Here is a 21438-nt window from a genome sequence, read left to right as displayed (position 1 = left end):
AGTACGCCATGCATTTTACTTCCAATCGAACATCGCTCAGGATCCGCAACATCGCGATTGCGATTCTCCTGATATGCGCTGCGGCGGCTTGCTATAAACTTTATTTGACGGATCGCAAAATGGACCTGGTGAACGAAGCGGACGAGCTGTACAAGCAGAATGAATGGATTCGGGCCGAGGAGCTTTTTACGAAGTTGGACGGCATGTGGGCGATCGAATACAAAAAGGACCTGATCAGGCAATCGCTCGCCGCGCTTCAGCCGGTTACGGAGATGAAAAGCCGGCTGGCTTCGCTTCATCGCCGGGCTGAGGAAGCGGCCGGAAACGATAACAGCGCCGCTCTTGTCGAGACGTATAACGAGTATGCCAAGCTCGCTGCGGAGGTGGGCAAAGAGCCTGAGAAGCTCGCCGTTTTCCAGGAGCTGACCGGGCGCCTTAACACCGAGATCGAGCTTAAGTCAGCGATCGACCAAGTCAAGGAACGTTTAATGGCGCAAATGACGAACGACATAAACAAAAATAACTTCGGGCAGGACCAAGTTGTAGAAAGCCTGCTGCTTATTCCCGACTCGTTCTTCGGCAAATCCGGCGCGAAGCAGAAGGCGATTAACGAGCTGCTGCAAAATTACGATACCGCCGCCCTTCAAGCGCAAGCCAAAAAATCCGGCATTCAGGAGCTCGGCGAAGCCGTTAATGCCAAGCTGCAGTTATATAAAAAATACAAATGGCAGGCGTCTTGGCTGACCTCATGGCTGGACGCCCACGCCTTGCAGGCTTTGCAGAAGCCCGGCCAGGCCGGCGAAATCCAGAACTTTATCGGCTTGGCCAAAACGGTGCAGGCTATGAAGGATGTCATTCCGGCATCCGGCAAAGCGCAGTCGTATATCAAGAAAACGATCGACGGCTGGTTTAAATCCGCCGAGCAATCGGTCAAAGCCAATAAATTCAGCGATGCCGTCGCCATGTATGAAAAATTGAACGATTACCGGGATACGTCCAAGGAAAAGGCGGAGGCCGAGCGGAAATGGGCGATCGCGCAGCCGAATCATATTCTGGAAGCGAAGTTCCCGGGGCGTAAAGTCGACATGCTGTATACGGATGCCCAGAAAGCCGGATTGACTGCTATCGCAGCCGCCGTTGCCGACGGAAATACGCTTATTTTCGGAGCGATGCTGCCGAACGGCACGCTGCAGACGGCGGAAGCCGGACTGGATAGAAGCGACAAGGTGAAAAGCCTTAAGAGCTACGATGGTATAAGCGTGAACGGAAAGTACGTCCTTGTAGCCCAAACGGCTTCCGGCACCCGAGAAAGCCGCTACATCGGCTACGAATTCCGCGACGGCGCGCTGCAGCCGTTATTCGATTTCGAGGCGAACGGCTTCGCTATGGAGCGTCCGGGGCTTATGCTCGTTCAGTCTCCGGCGGACAAAGCGGACGGAGAGCAGGCGTATTACGAGATCGTAAACGGCAAATACACTTACAGCCGTCCAAAGTCGGATTATGTGGACATTGTCTTGGATGACTTGCTGAACTATCCGAAGAAGAAGGTCCGATTTACCGGCAAAATCGTATCCGTTAACGGACAAACAGCCATCGCCGAGTTCAAGGACAGCTACATGATGCTGAAAGGAAGCTTCCCGTTTGCAGTCGGAGCAGCGCAAATCACCGGTACTTGGACCGGCTACGAATCCATGCAAATGGACGGCCAAACCTTGCAGCTCCCAAGCTTCCAGGTCAGCGGGCTGGAAAGCCGCGAAGCCGCGGGAACACGCGAAACCCAAGGAGGGGCCAAAGCCGACGGTGCCACCAAGGCCGATGGAACCACCAAAGGGGACGGAAGCGCCAAGACCGACGGAGCTGCTAAAGCGACTGAGACGCCCAAAAGGTCGCCTCAGCCGTCCCCGAGCGGTACTCCGGCCCGATCACCGGCCCATTCGCCGGTCCGTTCTTGACGGCTTCGTTAACAGGAAACGCTCATAACCCGCGGGGCCGCAGGCTATGATGAAAATTCAGCCGGCGATCGTGCATTTTAGTAAAAAACGGCTGTCGACGTCATTGACGCCTCAGTGGAAGCGGCATGGCAGCCTTGTAACCGATCTACCTGCGGGCACGGTCCATGTATTCATGCCAAATTTCACTTTCCTCTTCCGTCATACATCCGTTCATCGTTGAGAAATCGATGATACGGTCAAAACATTCTTTTAACAGGGAAAATTGTTGGTACGATGCCATTATTTTTTTCAACGAGGCCGAACGGGCTACCTCCTCCAGTTTCCCGACATCGGGACATTCACTCATTGTTAAGGTGTGGAGGTTCTCAAGCTTAGCCACAGTTGACATATCCAGAACCGCAGAGTCCTTTAAAACCAGCTCTTGCAGCTTATGGCATCCTTGTACGAACTCCAGATTCGTCAAAGAAACGCCTTCCAGCTCAAGCTTTTGCAAATTCACAAGTTGTCCGATTGCATCCAAATCGCTCACTGCGACAGTCCCTAAGCCGGAGATCGCAAGTTCCCGAAGCTGACTGAGCTCCGACAAACCGCTTAGCTGCTCCGCATCCGGCCAGGTGATTTTCAGGGTACGCAAGCTCTTGATCGGTTTCAAAGGAGAGAAATCGCGAATTTGTGTTTGTTGAGCATCCAACTCCTTTAATTTTGGAAGCAAGCTAAGAGGGGATAAATCGGTAACAGCCGTACCCGATATGATTAGCTCCTGCAAATGCTCCAACTTTTGCAGCGGACGAAGGTCCATAACCGGATTTTTCACCAGATACAGCTTCTTCAATTGCTTGCAGCCGCTCAAAGCTTCAATGGAGTGAATATCGTTCACGCTCAGAACTAGTTCTCGAACGTCCTCACAACGTCCCAGCGGGGTAATATCCGTTAGCCCCTCACGAATAAAACGAAGTTGTTTCGCCAAAAGAAATTGTTCCGATGTGCCGACCGATTGGATCCGCTCTTGCCAACCTTTATCCAGACTTTCAAACCAACTCTTCACATCCGTCGCGCCTGACTGTTGTCGAGCCGGCTGCAATACGGGGAGCTCCAATTTACGAATTGCGTCGAGAAAATGAACGGCCCCCTCGCGGCCATAGCTCCAAGAGTGATGATCCTCATCTTGAATAACGGTGTAGTTGCCTTCTTTAGCCGTATCCCGGATAAATTGCAGGAAATGAGCGACTTGCCGGGCGATCACATACTTGATCTCTTCGTCGCGGCCGAAATTGATCACTTGTCCTCGTATGCCGTTCTTGTCAGGATCCAGGTCGACGCCAATGTTGTTGCCGCCCCAATCTTTGCTGATCGGCAGCCAATACCGGTTAATGTACCGCTCTCTAATCCAGCCGGAGGGTACGGAATAATGCTCTCCTTCCAGGGCGTAGCCCTCCTCCAGTTCTGTCCAGACCTTCCACTCCGATAACATCTCACCAAGCGAAAGGAACGGCAATCCTAAAAACAACCCCGGCCCCCCGTCCTTTTCTCCATTATGAATCAGGTAGAGCTCCCGCAGCTCCGACGGCAGGGAGATCCCGAGTTCCTCTTCCGTTTGGCGAAGCTCTTCTTCGGTTGCAGGCGCATTTAACGATTCGGCTAACCCGGGAAGATCCGTCCGAAGCAGCTCTATTATTTCTTGAACCAAATGTTTCATCTACTATATTTCCTCCTTGCAGCTCTGCATAGGTTGTTGATCTGCAAGCTGCGGTAGTTGCTCGAATGGTTACTTGAGGTAATGGAACGGGGTCAATCCGTTCTCCTTCGCCGTCTCGATGCCATCTCTCTTTCGGCCGCGTATCGCCGGTTTCGGTCGACTTAAGAGCCGCCAGCGTCTTCTATTCGCAGCAGTTCTGCCGGTGTTGAGCAAATTGGAGCCTCTAACGTCTCTTATTCGCCTCCGCGACGCCCGCAGTTCCTGCAGTACCCGTAGCGCCCGTAGCGCCCGTTTCACCGGTTTGGAGCTGGTACATCTTGTAATACCTTCCGCCGAGCTGCATCAGCTCGTCGTGGGTGCCGCGCTCGACGATTTCGCCCCGGTGCAGGACGAGAATGCGGTCCGCCTCGCGGATCGTCGACAGCCGGTGGGCGATGACGAACGTCGTGCGGCCTTCGCTCAGCACCGCGAGCGCGCGTTGAATGAGCCCTTCCGTCTCGCTGTCGATGCTGGCCGTCGCCTCGTCGAGGATAAGAATCGCGGGATCGAACGCCAGCGCCCGCGCGAACGAGATGAGCTGCCGCTGTCCGGCCGACAGCGTGCTGCCCCTTTCGACGACCGGCTCGTCATAGCCGTTCGGCAGCTGCTCGACGAACGAATCGGCGCCGACGTCGCGAAGCGCTTTTTTCACCTTTTCCAAATCGATGGAAGGGTTATACAAGCTGACGTTGAATTTGATGTCGCCGGCGAACAAGAACGGGTCCTGCAGGACGATGCCCATCCATTTGCGCAGCTCCTGCTTGGAGAACTCCCGAATATCTCTGCCGTCAATTCGGATGGCCCCTTCTCCCGGCTCATAGAAGCCAAGCAGCAAATTCATGATCGAGCTTTTGCCCGATCCGGTATGCCCGACAAGCGCTACGGTTTCGCCTTGCTTAGCCTCGAACGAAATGCCGCGCAGTACCGGCTGGCCCTCCTTATACGCGAACGTAACGTTATCGAACGTGACGCGCCCTTCCGGACGGGCTGCCTTCACCGATGCCGATGCCTCCGCCTCGCGATCGACCGGTTCGTCCAGCAGATTGAACACGCGCTCCGCCGATACGAATGCCCGCTGCGCATTCATCATCTGGTCGAAAATCCCGATGATCGGCTGCGTAAAGCGGCCCAAATAATCGATAAATGCATACAACACCCCGAAGGATACGGATGCGTGAAGCGACTGTCCGCCAAAATACCAAACGACCGCCGCCGTAGCCAAACCGCCTACCAGCATGACAATATTTCGCGTCGACAAAGCGAATACCCTGATTTGTTTTTTCTGATTGATGTACCGGTCCTGGTTAAGCCCGTCGAATTCCTTGGCTGCCGCATCCTCCCGGCGAAACGCCTGAATGATCGGCATGACGTTGATCGCTTCGTTCAGCTTGGCGTTCATGTCCGCAAGTCTGGCGCGCATGTTCGTGACGTAAACCTTGGAATACTTCAAATGGATCATCATGACGACGGCAAAAATCGGCAGCATCGCAAGCGCGACGAAAGCCAGCCTGACGTCCAGCAGGAACAGCGCCACCAATATGCCGAGCAGCGTTACCCCGCTGACGACGAACGTCGCCATAAAGCTCATGAACAGCTCCTTGATAGCCTCGGTATCGTTAGCGATCCGGGACACGATCTGACCGATCGGCGTGCTGTCGAAATAACGGATCGGCATCCGCTGAATATGATTCATGACATCCATCCGCATTTTCTGAATAATTTGCAGCGCGGTCGTTTGCAGCATATACGACTGGAGAAACGTCAGCCCGCCCGACAGGAGCAGCATGATCACGAACAGGCCCGTCAGCTCAAGTACCGGTTTCAGGTCATGCTTATAAAAAGCGACGACATCCGTTATCTCCAGCTTCTCCGCCGGATACGTCTTCGTCCCGCCGTTCGCCGTAATGACGACTTGCCCGTCTGCGGAGAGATTCCAAGCGGCTTCCGCCGGCACCCTGTCATGAACCAAATAAAAATCCAGGCCGATCTGCGATATCGCAGCCGGCTTCCAAGCGTCCGGCGCCGGCCCCCGCAGCCAATCTTCCCTTACGTACTGCCGTTCTTTGAAAGACACCGTCCGTATATCCGTCTCCGCGGCTCCTTGCGGCGGCTCAGAGGGCTGAGCTTCGTACCACGGCTTCTGAATGCCCGATATATGCTGATCGATTATGATTTTCGATATGTACGGGCCGGCAAGCTGAGCGCCGGTCGCAGCCAGAAGCACCAGCATCGCGACGGTAATGCGCAGCTTGTACAGCAGCACGTAATCGAACAGGCGCGTGAGCAGCCGTTTTTTGCTTGCCGGGCCGTTCTTTCCCGTTTCGCCCGCAGTTTCCTTCATCGTCCCCGCACCTCCTATGTTCAAACGCCGTCCTGCAGCAAATTTGCTTCCATCTGCTGACGCTCATACTGCGTCTTGTACCAGCCGCCGAGCATCATCAATTGCTCGTGCGTTCCTTCCTCTACGATACGGCCCCGGTCGAGCACGACGATCCAGTCCGCATGGCTGACCGCGGAAAGCCGGTGCGTTGCAATCCAGGTCGTTCTTCCGGCCCGTTCCCTGCGGATATTGTGCAGAATCGCGCTTTCCGTACGGGCGTCTACAGCGGATAACGCATCGTCCAAAATAAGCATTTCCGGATCGGCGAGCAGCGCGCGGGCGATCGACAGCCGCTGCTTCTGCCCCCCGGAGAGCATAACGCCGTGCTCGCCGACGACCGTGGCGAGGCCTTCCGCCATCTGCCCGACGTCCTGCGCGAACGATGCCATCTCCGTCGCGCGCTGCAGTTCTTCTTCCGCGGCTTCGGGCTTCCCGAGCTTAATATTGTCACGAATGGAACGGGACAGAAGCAGATGCTCCTGCGGCACATACCCGCTCCACGACCTCACCTGCTCCGGAGTTATCCGTTCGATGGGAACACCCGCAACGAACAGCCGGTCCGGCTCGATCGGATATTGGCGCAGAAGCTGCTTCAGCAGCGTCGATTTGCCGCTGCCGGTACGCCCGACGATGCCGATCGTCTGGCCGCGTTCCACGGTCAGAGATATAGCTGAGAGGCTATCCGACGGTGCCCCGGGGTAGCGGAAGGTGAGCGATTTCAGCTCGATCAGCGTAGGCACCGGCACATCGGCCGGGCGCTCCGGAGCCGCAACGTCGGCCGTTTGCGCAAGGGCGTTTTCCAGGCGGTCGACCGAAGCGCTTCCCCGCTGCAGCACATTAATAAATTCGCCGAAGGCGATCATCGGCCAAATAAGCAAACCCAAGTAAACGGTGAAAGAAACGAGTTGTCCCAGCGTCATATCGCCGTGAAACACCAAATAGGCTCCGTAGCCGAAAGAAATCGCATAGCTCATGCCGACGATCGTGGATACGACAGGCTGGAACAGCGCATTCGTGACGGCAACTTTCTTGTTGCGCTGCATGACCTCGCGGGTAACCCGGTCAAAAGCGGCGGCATCGCTGGATTCCTGCACATAGGACCGAATGACCCGCATACCCGAAATCGACTCGAGCGCTTGATCGTTCATTTGGCCGAATGCCGCCTGGGCCCCCAAAAACCGCGTGCGCATCACTTTGCCGAGCTTATTGATCGCATAAGCCAGGAAAGGAAGCGGCAGCAGAGCGGCAAGCATCAGCTTCCAGCTTGTAAACGCAACCATGGAAACGAGCACCACAGTTGTCCCGATCAACGTGTTGGCAAGCGTCAGTACGCCGTATCCGGCGGTTTGGCTGATCGCCACGATATCGTTCGTCGCGAGTGCCATCAGGTCGCCCGTCCGGTTGCGGTGGTAGAAGGACGGCGCCATCCGCGTCAAATGGACGAACAGCTTTCCGCGCAGCACCGTCTCAAGCAAGTTCGAATTGCCGAACAGCGTCGTAATCGAAAAATAACTGGTTGCATATCGCAGCAAGGCCAGGCCAATCAGCAATCCGACGGTTTGCGCGAGAATCGCTTCGGTGAGAAGCCCCTTTTTGATTTGATCGATCAGGTCGCCGATTATTTTGGGCGGCACGCTATTCGTCACGCTGATGATCACCATCAGGACGATGACCGCAACGTAGTGCATCAGCTGCTGCTTGAAAAACCACTGCAGCTTCGTAATAAAAGACATTCCGCATTCCCTCCCGGTCGATTATCCTTGCGGCGGTCTCGCGCCACTCTCCTCAAAAATACGCTCATACGTTCGATTATAGCATAAATAACATGAATAGCATCCAGAATTTGTTTACAGCAAAAAGGACCATCCGCTGCCGGATAGTCCCTTCCCTTATGCTTATTATGCGCCGCTCTTCAGCTCCGCGGCGGCCTTGCGGGCTTTGTCGTCCGTTCCGGCCCGCTTCACGAGACCGACCTGCGTCGCAAGGTAAAGCACGAACAGCAGCAGCAGCGTCCCCATGCCGACGACCGACCAGTTGATCGGCGTCCCTGCCGATATGAGCAGCAGGTATACGGTCAAACCGCTGACATTCAGCGCGTTTTCGACGAAGTTTTGGATAGCGATCGTTTTGCCCGGGCCGATGAGGTCCTTGCCTACCTCTTGGAGAATCGTGTTCAGCGGGATCAGGAACACGCCGCCGAACAACCCGATGATCAGCATAAGCACGACCGTCAGCCAAACGTTCGGCGAGAACGCCGCTACCATGACCGCCGTCACCATGATGAAGCCGTACACGTACGAGCTGTACAGCTTCCCGGCAGGCACAAGCTTCGGAGTAACGAAGGCGCTGAACACGACGCCGATGGCGCAAACGCCGATAATGAGCGACTGCTGGTCGGTATCCGTGATGCCGAGATTTTCCGGAAGCCACGCGATCAGCGCAATGCGCAGCACCGAAGCGGTCAGCCAGAACGCCCCTGTGCCGATCAGCGAGAACCGGGCAGCCGGATGCGCAAACAACACCTTCACGTCGCGCAGGAACGCTACGGCGGAAGCCCCGTACCGCACGTCGCGGTTGCCACCGCGAGCCGGAACGAAAAACGTCATTGCGATCGATGCGGAATAAACGACCAAGCAAGCGATCAAGCCCGGCAAATCGGACTCCTTGGCGAGCAGCCCGCCCGCGACCGTACCGAGCAGAATGGCGAGAATCGTCGTGCCCTCCACCTTAGCGTTCGCCCTAAGCAGCTCGTCCTCGGTGTTTGTCAGCTCCGTCAAAATCCCGTATTTCGCCGGCGAATAAATAACCGCCCCGATTCCTAGCACAAGATAACAGACTGCCGGATGAAGACCGGTAAACAGCAGCAGAATGCCTGCCGTTTTGAACAGGTTCCCGACCAGCAGCACTTGCGATTTCGCCCTCTTGTCGGCAAATGTTCCGACGACCGGCGCCAATATGACATAAGCGGCCAAAAATGCGATTTGAATGTAGCTGACATAAGCGTCCGGATTGGCGAACCCCTGACGGTTGACCATCCCGACAATAATGAAAAAGTTTAAATTATCCGCAAACGAGCTCAAAAACTGCGTCCAAACGACCGCGTTAAGCGGCCTCATCCCCTTGCGTTTTGCTGACATGACTGCCTCCCCGGAACGGCGGATAACGCCTTTCTTCTGGTTGAACCTCGATTCCGCAACCTTATTAACGATACCATTCTCCCGAAAAAGGTGCAATCGTCCGCCTAGCGAAAGCCGGTATATTTTTTCCAAAAACTTCATTGACAAATAGAGGGAAATGGGATAAAAAGGGGAATATACATTCCCATTTCTTTCGAATGTAGTCCAAACGTTTCGATCGAGTATGAAGCATTGCCGCAACGACGACCCGCCGTTAAACAACTGTCCAGGGCAAGCCGGCCGGACAGCCGCTTCGGCGCTATACGCAGCCCCCCGGCGGATCCGCTTCCGCGGCCCCCGGATCGCTTTTTCACATTCAAAGGAGATGAAACGGCATGGCCAATCAAATCGGCAGTTCGTTAACGGCATTGATGGTTTCCGACGCTAAACGCTCGCAGCAATTTTACCGGGAGATGCTGGGCTTTGACGTTACCGACTGGTGGGCGCAGCGGGACGGGCTTCAAGGCATCGCCCTGAAGCTTCTGCAAGCATCGGACCCGTCCGATGTAAGACCCAATCCGCCTGAGAAAGGCGGCACGCGCCCCTACGACGTTTACGCATATGTAGAAAATTGGACCGCACTGGACAGCCTGTACGAGGAGTTCCGCAGCAAAGGCGCCGTCATCTCGGGAGAACCGGTCATTTATCCGGATGGAGGCCCTTGGAAAGAGTTTATCGTTCAAGACCCCGACGGATACAATCTAGCCTTCGGCGGCATTGACGGCCGCAAGTCGCACTGCTTCGTGCAAAGCCATATCGATTCCGTATTTCTATGGGTGCGGAACCTGGACGAATCGGTGCAACTGTACGCCAAATTCATGGGACTCGAGGTGCGCGAGCAGGACCGCTTCGGCCACTTGCATATGTTCAATCTGGCAAACGGCACGACCCTCATCCTCGATTCCAACGGCATGGAGAATGTTCCCGTTCCCGAGTCCGCTCCCGGCCCGGTCTTATTCAAAGTGAGCGCCAGCGACCTGGAGGGCGCCTACCGGCACGCGCAAGAGCTCGGCTTCCAGATCGTCTACGGAATCGTCCGTTATCCGGCGGTATCGTTCTTTAATATCCGCGACAGCGACGGCAACATCATAACCGTTTCGCAAAATCATCCCTAACGGGGCGGCTCGCAAAAAAAGCCGATTCCCTAAAGCGGAAATCTCCGCTCCGGAAAATCGGCCTTTGCCGCAGACACCCGTCTCACAGCGTCATCAGCATGCTTTTGAATCTATTCATCATATCGGCGTACCGGGCAATATCGGTATTCGGCAAATACGGCGTAAACGAAAAATATCCTTTATAAGACCGCGACAGCAAGATGGAAGCCAGCTCCTTGAGCTCCGCATTCCCTTCCCCGGGCAATGCAGCGGTACCGTCAACGAATAACCCGTCATTGACGCGAAGGAATCGGATATCGCCTTTCAGCTTGCTGTTATAGAAAACGTGAAAAAACGGATGCACCCGTTTCTTCGCATGCTCCAGCGGATTGAAAATGACGCCGGTCTGTTCCGTGCGAATTTGCTTGAACAGTACCGTCATGCTGCGGTCGTCGGCTAGCGGAGATAAGGCATCATTCTCGATGAGCAGGCCGATGCCGTAGCTTTTGGCGACAGGACAGAGCTTCCCGATAGCGGCGGCGATATCTTCTTGGCTCGTCCCGAAGACATCCGCCCTAACCCTGACGTTATCCGCATGCAGCAAGAACGCCCGGGCGAACAATTTACGATAATAATCGAAATCGGTGACAGGCTCGGTGCCATTAATAAGCACGATTCGCTTATGATTCCTAATGAGCAGGCTGCGAACCGCTTCAAGCTCCTCGCCGTTCATGACGGTCAGGCTTTTGCCGCCGAGCTTGTCGTCGATCTCCATATGGGACAACAGCAGCTCGCTGCAAACGTTTATTTTATGTTCCAGGCCGACGGCAATCCGGTCGTCCACCAGCATGCTGAAATTAAACATATCCGTACCTCCTTCGGGCTATTCAACTGCGCAAATCTCGCAGGCCGCATCAACGCAGCCCTTCCCTTCATACCGGGACAAATCGACCTCGGCGTCCTCGTACAGCAGCCGGGACCAGTGACAGGAATGACAAGCTTCGTTATGGCATATGAAAAAGAGCGGATCGTCCCGCAGCAGTTCCAGCCCAATCTCGAACACTTGGCGAACGTCCATCACCTTTACTACTGCGTTCCCCATCTTCCCTTCCGTCAACGCGTCCCGCTTTCGCAAAAACGGGGTAAGCCGTAAAAAGTCGCGATGCCCCGGCGGAAACTTTTTCAGCGTGAACGTTGCCGTTCCTTCCGGCATATAGGTCGGAGCCGGGATGTCCAGCGTATGCAAATACCGGGCATCGATTTCCTCTTCAAGGGAATGCATGATCGTATTGCGATCCATATCGACGCCGAGCAGCATCACTTTACCGCCCAGATCCTTTATTTTATAATAGGGGCTTCCCGGCCCGCAGCCCGTTTCGCACAGCTCGTGGCCCGTCGTAATATATTCCGCCTGCCTGCCTACCGCCGCCACGGAATGAACGGGGTGGAGACTGCGGTGCGCATCGCTGCGCAGCCGGAACGTTTCGGATATCTTCCCGACCGCCGAAGCCGTCTTGGCCGCGTCGAAAGGCTCCGCCCAGCCTGTCAGCGTGGACATGACGATCGTCCCCTCATCCCCGACCGTCTCGAGCAGCGCATCGATTACGGCGCCCGCCCCGCCTTCGACATAGCCGATGCTTGTCAACGAGCTGTGCACGAGTACGATATCTCCGCGCTCCACGCCCATCAGCCCCAGGCTGATCTTCATTTCCTGCTTAGTTACCATAATAGCCTTCCTCCTCTTCCATGATGACCGCCCTGCACGGCACCGCGCTCGTACCCGGGATGTGCAGCGGAAGCGCCGTAAGCCTCACATCGGGCCTTTTGACTTGCTCCAGATTCACGCATGGCGCGAGCATTAAAATATCCGCTTCGTAGAAATCGGCAAAAAAACCTTCCGATTTCGGCAGGTTGTCCCACCGCGGAAAATCGCTTCCGAGCAAAAACGGCTTTCGGGCAATCAGCCATTCCATCGCATCGTACGTAAAATACGGAGACTGCTCGAGATAACAAGCGTCCATCCAATGCTTCCCCCAGCCCGTCCCTACGAGAATCGCATCTCCTTCCGCAAGCAGTTTGCTGCCCGGGCAGCGTTCCAGCATCCCGGCGTCGATCGGCTTTCTCGGCCCCGCACTTGCAAACTCGCTCTCGTTAAGCATTAGCACCTTGCAGGGCATATCGACAAGCTTGCTTACCGGAATTTCTGCTACGGAATAGCTCCGGTCGTTGCCGAAAAAATGAGCCGGCGTTTCCAGGTACGTTCCCGTCTGCGAATGCATCCCCTCGAAAACCTCGCAATAGACGTCGCCCTTCACCCACGGCACTTTATCAAGCGGCCTCATCCGGAACGACGGAAACGGCCATTCGTAATTCCACATTCCCTCCCGGATGACACCGGTCAAATCAATGACGTTCATTTTCGCAGCCCCCATTCGGCAATATCCTTTAGCAACGATTGTTCAAAAGCCCTGACAATGACTTCCCGGTTACGTTAATCGACTTGCGGACTCGCACAATCTGCCTCTCGCTCTATTAAATACTATTAATAAAACTTGTATGTAACGTGTCTCATATACTATCCAGAATGGCATGTTCCTCGCCGCTTTGCAAGCGCCAGTTTTTATTAAGGCGAACATTTACACTTTCGGATCCCCCAAAACCAAGAAAATCCGCTAACTAGGCTTTCGCGCGGAAACGTAGCGGATCGCGGACAACGACGTTCAGGCCTCCTTCCATCCCGGTCATTTGTTCCGCTGCACAAAAAAATCACCCCGCACTTAACCGTGTCAGGGTGATTATGTTTAGCCATTTTGACGCTTCGCCGCGAACTCATCGCGAATCGCCTGAAGCACGCCCGGTTCGGCTATAACGTCATAGGCCGTGAATGCGAGCGTTTTTGCCGTAAAAATCATCGCGTCAAGCGCGCGCTCCTCCATAGCCAGATCGCGGAATTCCCGCGTATGCAGGTTGTGAGGCTCGTCGACCACCTTGACGAACGGGTGAATCGTCGGACAGCGACGGGAAACGTTTCCGAGGTCAAGCGATCCGTGATCCTTCCCGAATTCTATTTGATCCGGCGCGATGCCCATTGCAAGCAAATTGCGCTCGTAGACGGCCGAAAGCGTCTCGTTCGTCATCAGCTCGTCATAGGAATATTCGTAATTGGACACTTTCCACGTGCAGCCCGTTTGGAGCGCCGCCCCTTCCGCACACTTAAGCACTTTTCTTACGGTTTCGTCCGTCCGCTGTCTCGTCGCCGCCCGCACATAAAATTGAGCGGTCGCATGATCCGGTATAATGTTCGCGGCTTTACCGCCCTCGGTTACGATGCCGTGAATGCGGACATCGTCGTGCAGCTGCTGACGCAGCGCATTGATCGCGCCGAACAGCTGCAGCACTGCGTCCAGCGCATTGATTCCATCGTGCGGGCTTGCCGCGGCATGCGCAGCTCGTCCGAAAAAGTCGAACTGCAGCGCATCCATAGCCAGCGACGAGCCCGAGCGTTCATAAACATAGAAGGGATGCGCCATTAGCGCAAAATCGACGTCATCGAACAACCCCTCCGCCGCCATCGGCACCTTGGCGCCCTTCGTTTCCTCCGCCGGCGTTCCGTATACGCGGATGCTGCCGCCCGCTTCATCGACGACGGCCTTCAGTCCGACTGCCGCGCCGATGCTCATCATGCAAATTAGATGATGCCCGCAGGCATGGCCAAGCTCCGGCAGCGCGTCATATTCGCTCAGGAAAGCGACGACCGGACCCGGCTTCCCGGAATCGTAGGAGGCAATAAACGCAGTTTCCAAGCCTATCGTTCCCCGCTCCACCTGAAATCCGTGAAACTCCAGCTCGTCCGTCAGCTTCCGAGCGGCAAGAAACTCCTCGTTGCCGAGCTCGGGATTCGCGCCGATATATGCGGAAATCTGCTTAAATCGTTCCGCATTCCTATCGATCGCCTGCTCGATCGTCTTTTTCATAAGCTCCCTCCTTATCCTATCTGCTGCTGTTCGGATAAATCCGGTATTTGCCAATCGATTTCCGTCTCGCCGATGCTGCGCAAGTAGGCGTTTGCCTGCGAAAACGGCTTGCTGCCGAAAAACCCGCGATGTGCCGACAGCGGACTCGGATGCGGCGACCGGATCACATAATGTTTGTTCGTATCGATGAGCGGCAGCTTCGCTTGGGCATGGCTTCCCCACAGCATAAACACGACCGGTTCCTTCCGCAAGCTCAACGCTTCGATAACGCGGGTCGTGAACGTTTCCCAGCCGGCTGCTTTGTGCGAATTCGGCAATTGCTGGCGTACGGTTAATACGGTGTTTAGCAGCAGCACCCCTTGCTCCGCCCATTTCACCAAATACCCGTTGTCGGGAATTTTACAACCGAGGTCGGTGTGCAGCTCCTTGAACATATTTTGCAGCGAAGGCGGCGTCGCTACTCCCGGTTTGACCGAAAAGCTGAGTCCATGCGCTTGTCCCGGCCCGTGATACGGATCTTGTCCCAATATAACGACCTTCACACCGGCATAAGGCGTCAAATGCAGCGCAGAAAAAATATCGTGCTGATTCGGATAGATGACCTGCGTCCGGTATTCCTCAACAAGAAACTGCCGCAGCTTCAAGTAGTAGGGCTGCTCGAATTCCTGCTCCAGCAGCGGCGCCCAATCGTTTTTTAATATCGCCATCGTTCGATTCCTCCGCATCCATTTCTTTAAATCTATCATCTCATTTCCAAATGGCAGCTGTCAAAGAGGCAATCGTTATCCACAGTATTTCGAAATATTCAGACGACTTATGAAACCGCATACCGTCGGGTGATCTCAGCGCTTTCAAGAAAGTTTTCACTCGGCTTATCCACAAGATATTCACAATTTATCCATAGACGCAACCCGATTTATCCGGATGATGCCCACAAGTTATCCACTTATCCACAGAAATAATCCACAAACATTTGTTCGCGTAGTTAATTATTCATGATGAAAGTAAAATGAAGGGTAACACCAGGCAAGCGCTTCCCTGTGCGGGAGTACCGTGCCGGTCTCGTAATTTCGGAACGCCCGGCATTCCCGGCGCGCGGTGCTTGTTCACACGGCGATTGTCAGACCTCGTTCTTTTGGGGCCGATTAACTTCCGCGCTTTCTTGGAACACTGTTGGTGTCAGCCATACTACAGGGTACGGAGGATTAACGCTATGAAACTTCAACTTGGCCGCTGCCTGCTGCAGAAACGAATGGAGGAACGGGGCGTGACGGCGAACGGGCTTGCGCAAGCTCTTTTATACAAGCCTGAGCGTTTAAAGGACTACGCCGACAACAAACGGATTATGCCGCTTCAGGTCGCAATCTCGATCGCCGATACGCTTGGCTGCGACGTTCGCGGGCTATATGAGCTGTCGCCGGCATAATCGGCCGTAAGCTCTCGCTAAGCTTCTCCGGCTCGCTCCATAAGCCGCTTAAGCTTCGATTCCGTCAGCGATTCCGGCGCGGGCGTATACATGCTGCAGCGCAAATCCGCATCGCCCTGCACCTGCAAGGAAAGCAGATGGAACAACATTTTGCCCGCTTTGGCGTGCCGGAACTCGATGAGAACCTCCGGGGCGGTGCTGACATGGCTCTGCTCCCAGAGGCGGTTGAAGTCGGGATATAGGCCGCCCATTTCCTGCAGAAACCGTTCGTACCATTCATCCTCTACATATTGACCGTAATAGGCGCGGAAAATAGCCAGAAAATCTTTGACGAAATGCTCCCAATTGACCGCCAAACTGCGGAATTCCTTCCTGGCGAACAACAACCGGATCATATTTCGCTCCTCCGGCGGGACTTGCTCGAAATCCAAAAACACGCAGGACGCCGCTTCGTTCCATGCTACAATCTGACAGCGCCTGTCGGATACGATGGTCGGGCAGTAGCGCAGCTCCTGTAAAATCTTTTGCAGCGACGGGCTTATTTGGGGCTGCCGTTCGTTGCGAAGCACCGTCCCCGGATTCGCCTCCAGCGCCAAAGCGAATAAATATTTGCGCTCGTCGACCGTCAGCCTCAGCGCTGCAGCCACGCAATCCAGCACCGATGCCGATACCTTGATGTCCCTGCCCTGCTCGAGCCAAGTGTACCAGGTCGTACTGACCCCGGCCAGCTGGGCAACCTCCTCCCTGCGCAAACCGGGCGTTCTTCTGCGCGTCCCTGCCGGCAAGCCGGCCGATTCCGGAGAGAGCTTGGCGCGCTGCGCCTTCAGAAAAAGCGAAAGCGCTTGAAGTCTGGCTTGATTGTTCATATACGTCCCCTCTTTATTTCTCCAAGTCTTTGCATAGTATTGATTATACTAGGATAAACACCAACTTGTAATAGGATACGCACTATGGAATAGTAAACGTATTACGAAACGAAGCAGGAGGGATTGCGAATATGGAAAGAGTCGTCATTACCGGAATGGGCGTCATATCGCCGCTCGGCAACGATGTCGGCACCTTTTGGAGCCGCTTGAAGGAAGGGCAATCCGGCATTTCTGCGATTGATTCCTTCGATACGAGCAGACATAAAACGAAAATAGCCGGAATCGTGCGGGATTTTGATGCCGACGCAAGGTTCGGCCGTAAAGAGGCGCGCAGAATGGACCGGTTTTGCCAATTTGCGCTGGCTGCTGCGGAGCAGGCGCGGGACGATGCCGGTTTGCAGCTGGAGCAGGCGGACCGCGAACGGATCGGCGTTTATGTCGGTTCAGGCATCGGCGGCATTCAGACGCTGCTCGAGCAGGACGCTATCCTGAGAGAACGCGGTCCCGAACGGGTAAGTCCGCTGCTTGTGCCGATGATGATATCGAATATGGCAGCGGCGACGATCAGCATCGCTTTCGGCGCGTGCGGACCGACAATGTCGCCCGTTACCGCCTGCTCTATCGGCAATACCGCTATCGGCGAAGCGTTCCGGCTCATCCGCGCAGGCGGCGCCGACGTAGTGTTTGCCGGAGGAGCGGAGGCGGCTATCTCCGATATTTCGCTGGCGAGCTTCGGCAACGCCACCGCCTTATCCGCCCGCAACGACGAGCCGGCTCGGGCCAGCCGCCCGTTCGACGCAGGCCGCGACGGCTTCGTCATGGCGGAAGGCTCAGGCATTCTGGTGCTGGAATCGTACGCACACGCCAAGGGGCGCAATGCCCGCATCTTAGCGGAAGTGACCGGCTACGGCGCCAGCTCCGACGCCTATCACGTAGTCGCCACCCATCCGGAAGGGGCGGGCGCTTATCAGGCGATGAAAGCGGCCATTCGGGAAGCGGGCTTGCTTCCCGAAGACATCGACGTAATTAGCGCACATGCGACGAGCACCGGACTGGGCGACCGCTCGGAAACGCTTGCGATCAAGCGGCTGTTCGGCGAACACGCTTACCGCATCCCCGTTACGGCCAACAAATCCATGACCGGCCATATGTTCGGAGCCGCCGGCGGGGCGGAAGCGATCGCACTGGTCAAAAGCTTGCAGGAGGGCATCATCCCTCCGACAATCAATCAAGAGTTGCCGGATCCGGATTGCGATCTCGATACCGTACCGAACGTTGCCCGCAAAGCCGATATCCGGATCGGCATATCCAACTCCTTCGGCTTCGGCGGCCATAATGCGGTGATCGTTCTGCAGGCGTTCGAGGAATAGGCGGCACAACCAAATATGGATACACGCTCATGCCCATCAAGGCACAGGCTAGGATGAAAATTCGGCGCGGCGATCGAGCATTTTCGTAAAAGCGTCTTCGCCGTCCTAAACGCTTTCGAAGAAAGCGACTTCGTAAGCAAAAGCTTGGACGAGCGCGTTTACCGGGAAATAAATCAGCGGAGAATATACTTCTGGCATTTAGAAAAAAACCATGGCAGCCCTTTTCCGGTGGGTGCGCCATGGTTTCTTTGCTCGCGAGCATATGAATGAATGTCAGGCGGCTATTCCGCCACGATCCAATTGATATCCTTCTTCCCGAGCTCCGTCTTCCATTCCTCCGGCGCCGGCACATTGCAGACTATCGTATCGATTTCCTTCAAATCGCAAATTCTATAAAACGTGTTTGCGCCGATTTTCGAATGGTCGGCGAGCACGATCGTTTCGTCCGCATGATCGACGAACTGCCGCCCCAGCTGCGATTTATCCGAATCGAAGCTCGTAGCCGACTTATGGGTAATGCCGTCGATTGAAATGAACGCTTTATCGACGTGGAAATTGGCCATCATTTTCTCGGCGATCGATCCGGCCACCCGGTAATGCTTAGCGTTGACCTTGCCTCCGATAAAGTAGATGTCGCCATCGAACATGCCTTGATTTTGAAGCTGCACCAGAAGCGACAGAGCGGTTATCGACGGCGTAACGATCGTCAGGCGGCCGATGCCGGACAAGGCCGGAATCATTTGCAGCGGCGTCGTCCCGTCATCGATAACGATGACGTCCCCCTCCTGCACCAGCTTGGCGGCGGCAGCGCCGATCCGCTTTTTTTCCTCCGCCCACAAAACTTCGCGCTTGAAGTGGGACGGCTCCTCCCGGTCATGCTTGATCTTGATCGCGCCGCCGTAAACCTTGCGCAGCTTATTCTCCGCTTCCATTTCCTCCAGGTACCGGCGTACCGTCTCGGAGGAAACCTGAAGCCGCTCGACCAAGTCGTTCGTCTTTACCTTCCCCTCAAGATTAAGCAGGTTCAAAATAATCGCTTTCCGTTCTTCCCCTACGAGTGACATGGAACGCTCCCCCTTTAGTCCGTCCTTGCATAAACGAATAACCGCACAACGCCGTTTTTACGGCTTTTATTCAGATTATACAAGTATTGGCTGATGCAATCCAGTAGGCCGGCCGATCCGGTCGCCGTTTGGCTTCACGCGTCCGGAAAAACGATTTATCCGCATCTATCTCAACTCCCGGCGCGCGAGCGCTCGGTTACGGCGGCAGTCAAACCTCGTGTTGCCCGTGATTCGCTCCTGACCGCGTACCGCGCGTCCCTACCAGAACCGGTTCCCCTCGATCGCTTCCAGCAAACGATCGATATCGGCGGCGTGCACGTCTCCGATGTTGCCGATGCGGAAGGTGCTCGCGTTCGTCAGCTTGCCGGGATAGATGACGAAGCCCGCCTTCTTGAGCCGCTCGTAAAACGCGCCGAATGTAAACGCGGCGGGTTCCGGCTCATGAAACGCCGTAATGATCGGCGATTGCTGCGGCCTAGGCAGCAGCGTACGGAACCCGAGCCGCTCCATGCCGTCCGTCAGCTTGGCCTGATTGCCTGCATACCTGGCGGCCCGCGCCGCGATGCCGCCTTCCTCCTCCAGCTCCAGCAGCGCCTGCGCGAATGCCCGCACGACATGCGTCGGCGAAGTGAAGCGCCATTTGCCGCCATGCCGCTCCATCGTGACCCATTGATCATATAGGTCGAGCGACAGCGAGCGGGCCCGGCCTTTGCAGGCCTGCAGGGCTTCGATATCGGCTATGACGAAGCCGAAGCCGGGTACGCCTTGGATGCATTTGTTCGCGCTGCTGATCAGAAAATCGATGCCAAGCGCGGCTGCATCAAGCTCCACGCCGCCGAAGCTGCTCATCGCGTCGACAATGAGCGTTCGGCCGTGCGCCTTGACGGTCCGGGCGATTTCGGCCAGCGGATTGATCATACCGGTCGTCGTTTCCGTATGGACAACGGCTGCGTGCGTAATGGCCGCGTCTTCGGCTAACGCCGCTTCTACGGCATGCGCATCGACGGGAGCCAGCTCGCCGAAATCGACGACCGTAGTCGCGATGCCGAGCACCTGCGCGATTTGGGCGATTCGCTGCCCGTATGCGCCGTTTGCCAGTACGAGCAGCTTGCCGTCCCGCGGAATGACGGAGCCGATTGCCGCCTCAACCGCAAACGTTCCGCTTCCCTGCATCAGCACCGCCGAATACCGCTGCGGATCGCTCGCCGAAGCCAAACGCGCCAGCTTGAAGCGAATGTCCTGCACAAGTCCGTTATATTCGTTGTCCCACGTGCACCAGTCGCGAAGCATCGCCGCCTTGACGGACGGCGTCGTCGTAAGCGGCCCCGGCGTCAGAAGTAAATAAGGGTTTTCCGGAAGCTGCAGCTTTTCATTATTCATGTGAGATCTCCCTTTCTGGTATGTCGTCATCCGGTTCCAAGCCGGCAATCACGGTCTTTCTCCCGCCGCCAAACGCCGATTTATGTCGTCGATCGCCTCGTCGAGCCGCCCGATATGCTCAATCGCATAGTGAGCGCCGGCTGCCCGGAATCGCTCGCCGATCTCGCGAATCCGCTTATCAAGCTCCGCAGGATCGCAAACGCGAACCTTCTCTTCGCTCATGCCCAGCTCGCTGCTTCCCAGCACGACGCCGACCGTCCATAGGCCGGCGTTGACACCCTCCTGCATGTCGCTGATCGTGTCGCCCACTTTGACGATATGCGACAGCGGATAAACGCCAAGCGCCTTCGCGTTCTCGTAAATCATCCACGGATACGGCCGGCCTGCCGGAACATCGTCCGGCGTCACGAGCATGTCCGGCGCATAGCCGCGTTTTTTCGCCTCAGCCGCCACGATTTGCATCATCTCGGCCGTGTAGCCCGTCGTCGAGCCGATGAGAATCCCTCTTTCGCGAAGCCGGGCCGCAAGCTCCACCGCCCCCGGAATGGGCTCGGCGTAATCGTGCAGAATCGACAGGAGCATCGGTTCGAACAATGCGTACAGCTCGTTCACATCGTTCTCGTCCGGAAACCGCCCGTACTTTTCGCGCCAAGCTTCAGCCACCCGCTCCATCCGGCAGATCGCCCGAATATGATCGCGCTTCAGCAGTCCCATCGGGCCGCGGGCCTCTTCATCGGTAATCGCGACGCCTTTTTGCCGGAACACCTCCACAAAAACCCGCATCGGCGCAAAGCACCCGTAATCAACCATCGTGCCGGCCCAATCGGCCATAACCGCTTTAATCATCAATATTGCCCCCTGTTCCAAATTAGTGCTGATTTCATCCGATTCAAACACCATGTCATGCATCAACCCGCGGCTAGCAGTATCCTTTTGTTCCAAAAAACGCAACCAATACCACAATCCATCACCTTAATGCTCTTGCTGTTTTCTTTGTATTCATACTGTAAACCTTGATTGT

General features: G+C 55.7%; 17 protein-coding genes. 4 read left to right on the top strand and 13 right to left on the bottom strand.

The genetic code is table 11. The features are described 5' to 3' along the window. Positions 1–8: 8 nt before the first annotated feature. Positions 9–1952 (top strand): hypothetical protein, encoded by a 1944-nt coding sequence (locus DQG23_RS16995; protein WP_113032061.1) that lies wholly within the window; start codon positions 9–11, stop codon positions 1950–1952. 145 nt (positions 1953–2097) lie between these two features. Here the strand turns inward: DQG23_RS16995 and DQG23_RS16990 are convergent, their stop codons facing one another. From DQG23_RS16990 to lplT, 4 genes are all read right to left on the bottom strand, one after another. Then, positions 2098–3648, bottom strand: a complete 1551-nt coding sequence (locus DQG23_RS16990) for an SMI1/KNR4 family protein (RefSeq protein WP_113032060.1) — start codon at positions 3646–3648, stop codon at positions 2098–2100. A 223-nt stretch (positions 3649–3871) separates the two neighbouring features. Then, the gene (locus tag DQG23_RS16985) at positions 3872–6028 is read right to left on the bottom strand and encodes an ABC transporter ATP-binding protein (RefSeq protein ID WP_113032059.1); all 2157 of its coding nucleotides are present in this window, start codon (positions 6026–6028) and stop codon (positions 3872–3874) included. A gap of 20 nt (positions 6029–6048) precedes the next feature. Further along, positions 6049–7800: an ABC transporter ATP-binding protein gene (locus tag DQG23_RS16980; RefSeq protein ID WP_113032058.1), complete on the bottom strand. Its 1752-nt coding sequence runs from the start codon at positions 7798–7800 to the stop codon at positions 6049–6051. 165 nt (positions 7801–7965) lie between these two features. After that, positions 7966–9204 carry a lysophospholipid transporter LplT gene (lplT, locus tag DQG23_RS16975; protein ID WP_158560564.1) on the bottom strand — a complete coding sequence of 413 codons (1239 nt, stop codon included), beginning with the start codon at positions 9202–9204 and terminating at the stop codon, positions 7966–7968. Positions 9205–9578: 374 nt separating this feature from the next. On the opposite strand from lplT, the gene DQG23_RS16970 reads away from it, so the two are divergent. Next, positions 9579–10358, top strand: coding sequence for a VOC family protein (locus DQG23_RS16970; protein ID WP_113032168.1), 780 nt, complete (start codon positions 9579–9581; stop codon positions 10356–10358). 82 nt (positions 10359–10440) lie between these two features. On the opposite strand, the gene DQG23_RS16965 is transcribed toward DQG23_RS16970, so the two are convergent. The 5 genes from DQG23_RS16965 to DQG23_RS16945 form a co-directional block, all read right to left on the bottom strand. Next, positions 10441–11202 carry a hypothetical protein gene (locus DQG23_RS16965; RefSeq protein WP_113032056.1) on the bottom strand — a complete coding sequence of 254 codons (762 nt, stop codon included), beginning with the start codon at positions 11200–11202 and terminating at the stop codon, positions 10441–10443. 18 nt (positions 11203–11220) lie between these two features. Then, positions 11221–12063 (bottom strand): AAC(3) family N-acetyltransferase, encoded by an 843-nt coding sequence (locus DQG23_RS16960; RefSeq protein ID WP_113032055.1) that lies wholly within the window; start codon positions 12061–12063, stop codon positions 11221–11223. Beyond that, positions 12053–12754, bottom strand: a complete 702-nt coding sequence (locus DQG23_RS16955; RefSeq protein ID WP_158560563.1) for a cyclase family protein — start codon at positions 12752–12754, stop codon at positions 12053–12055. The genes DQG23_RS16960 and DQG23_RS16955 overlap by 11 nt, the downstream gene beginning before the upstream one ends. Positions 12755–13138: 384 nt before the next feature. After that, on the bottom strand, positions 13139–14311 hold the full coding sequence (locus DQG23_RS16950; protein WP_113032054.1) for a M20 family metallopeptidase: 1173 nt from the start codon (positions 14309–14311) through the stop codon (positions 13139–13141). A gap of 11 nt (positions 14312–14322) precedes the next feature. Further along, the gene (locus DQG23_RS16945; RefSeq protein ID WP_113032053.1) at positions 14323–15018 is read right to left on the bottom strand and encodes a uracil-DNA glycosylase; all 696 of its coding nucleotides are present in this window, start codon (positions 15016–15018) and stop codon (positions 14323–14325) included. A 506-nt stretch (positions 15019–15524) separates the two neighbouring features. Here DQG23_RS16945 and DQG23_RS16940 point away from each other — a divergent pair. Continuing rightward, entirely contained in the window at positions 15525–15737 is a 213-nt protein-coding gene (locus DQG23_RS16940; RefSeq protein WP_113032052.1) for a helix-turn-helix domain-containing protein, read from the top strand. A 17-nt stretch (positions 15738–15754) separates the two neighbouring features. On the opposite strand, the gene DQG23_RS16935 is transcribed toward DQG23_RS16940, so the two are convergent. Continuing rightward, on the bottom strand, positions 15755–16603 hold the full coding sequence (locus tag DQG23_RS16935; RefSeq protein WP_113032051.1) for a helix-turn-helix transcriptional regulator: 849 nt from the start codon (positions 16601–16603) through the stop codon (positions 15755–15757). Positions 16604–16734: 131 nt separating this feature from the next. Between DQG23_RS16935 and fabF the strand changes: the two genes are divergently transcribed. Beyond that, entirely contained in the window at positions 16735–17973 is a 1239-nt protein-coding gene (gene fabF / locus DQG23_RS16930) for a beta-ketoacyl-ACP synthase II (RefSeq protein WP_113032050.1), read from the top strand. Between the two features lie 281 nt (positions 17974–18254). Here the strand turns inward: fabF and DQG23_RS16925 are convergent, their stop codons facing one another. From DQG23_RS16925 to phnX, 3 genes are all read right to left on the bottom strand, one after another. Next, positions 18255–19037, bottom strand: coding sequence for a DeoR/GlpR family DNA-binding transcription regulator (locus DQG23_RS16925; RefSeq protein WP_113032049.1), 783 nt, complete (start codon positions 19035–19037; stop codon positions 18255–18257). A 258-nt stretch (positions 19038–19295) separates the two neighbouring features. Continuing rightward, positions 19296–20417 carry a 2-aminoethylphosphonate--pyruvate transaminase gene (locus tag DQG23_RS16920; protein ID WP_113032048.1) on the bottom strand — a complete coding sequence of 374 codons (1122 nt, stop codon included), beginning with the start codon at positions 20415–20417 and terminating at the stop codon, positions 19296–19298. A gap of 48 nt (positions 20418–20465) precedes the next feature. After that, entirely contained in the window at positions 20466–21263 is a 798-nt protein-coding gene (phnX, locus tag DQG23_RS16915; protein ID WP_113032047.1) for a phosphonoacetaldehyde hydrolase, read from the bottom strand. Positions 21264–21438 lie beyond the last annotated feature (175 nt).

The sequence above is a fragment of the Paenibacillus contaminans genome (genome assembly GCF_003285015.1).
Taxonomy (GTDB): Bacteria; Bacillota; Bacilli; order Paenibacillales; family NBRC-103111; genus Paenibacillus_V; species Paenibacillus_V contaminans.
Note: the sequence above shows the minus strand (reverse complement) of the source record. Positions and strands in the feature narration are given on the sequence as shown.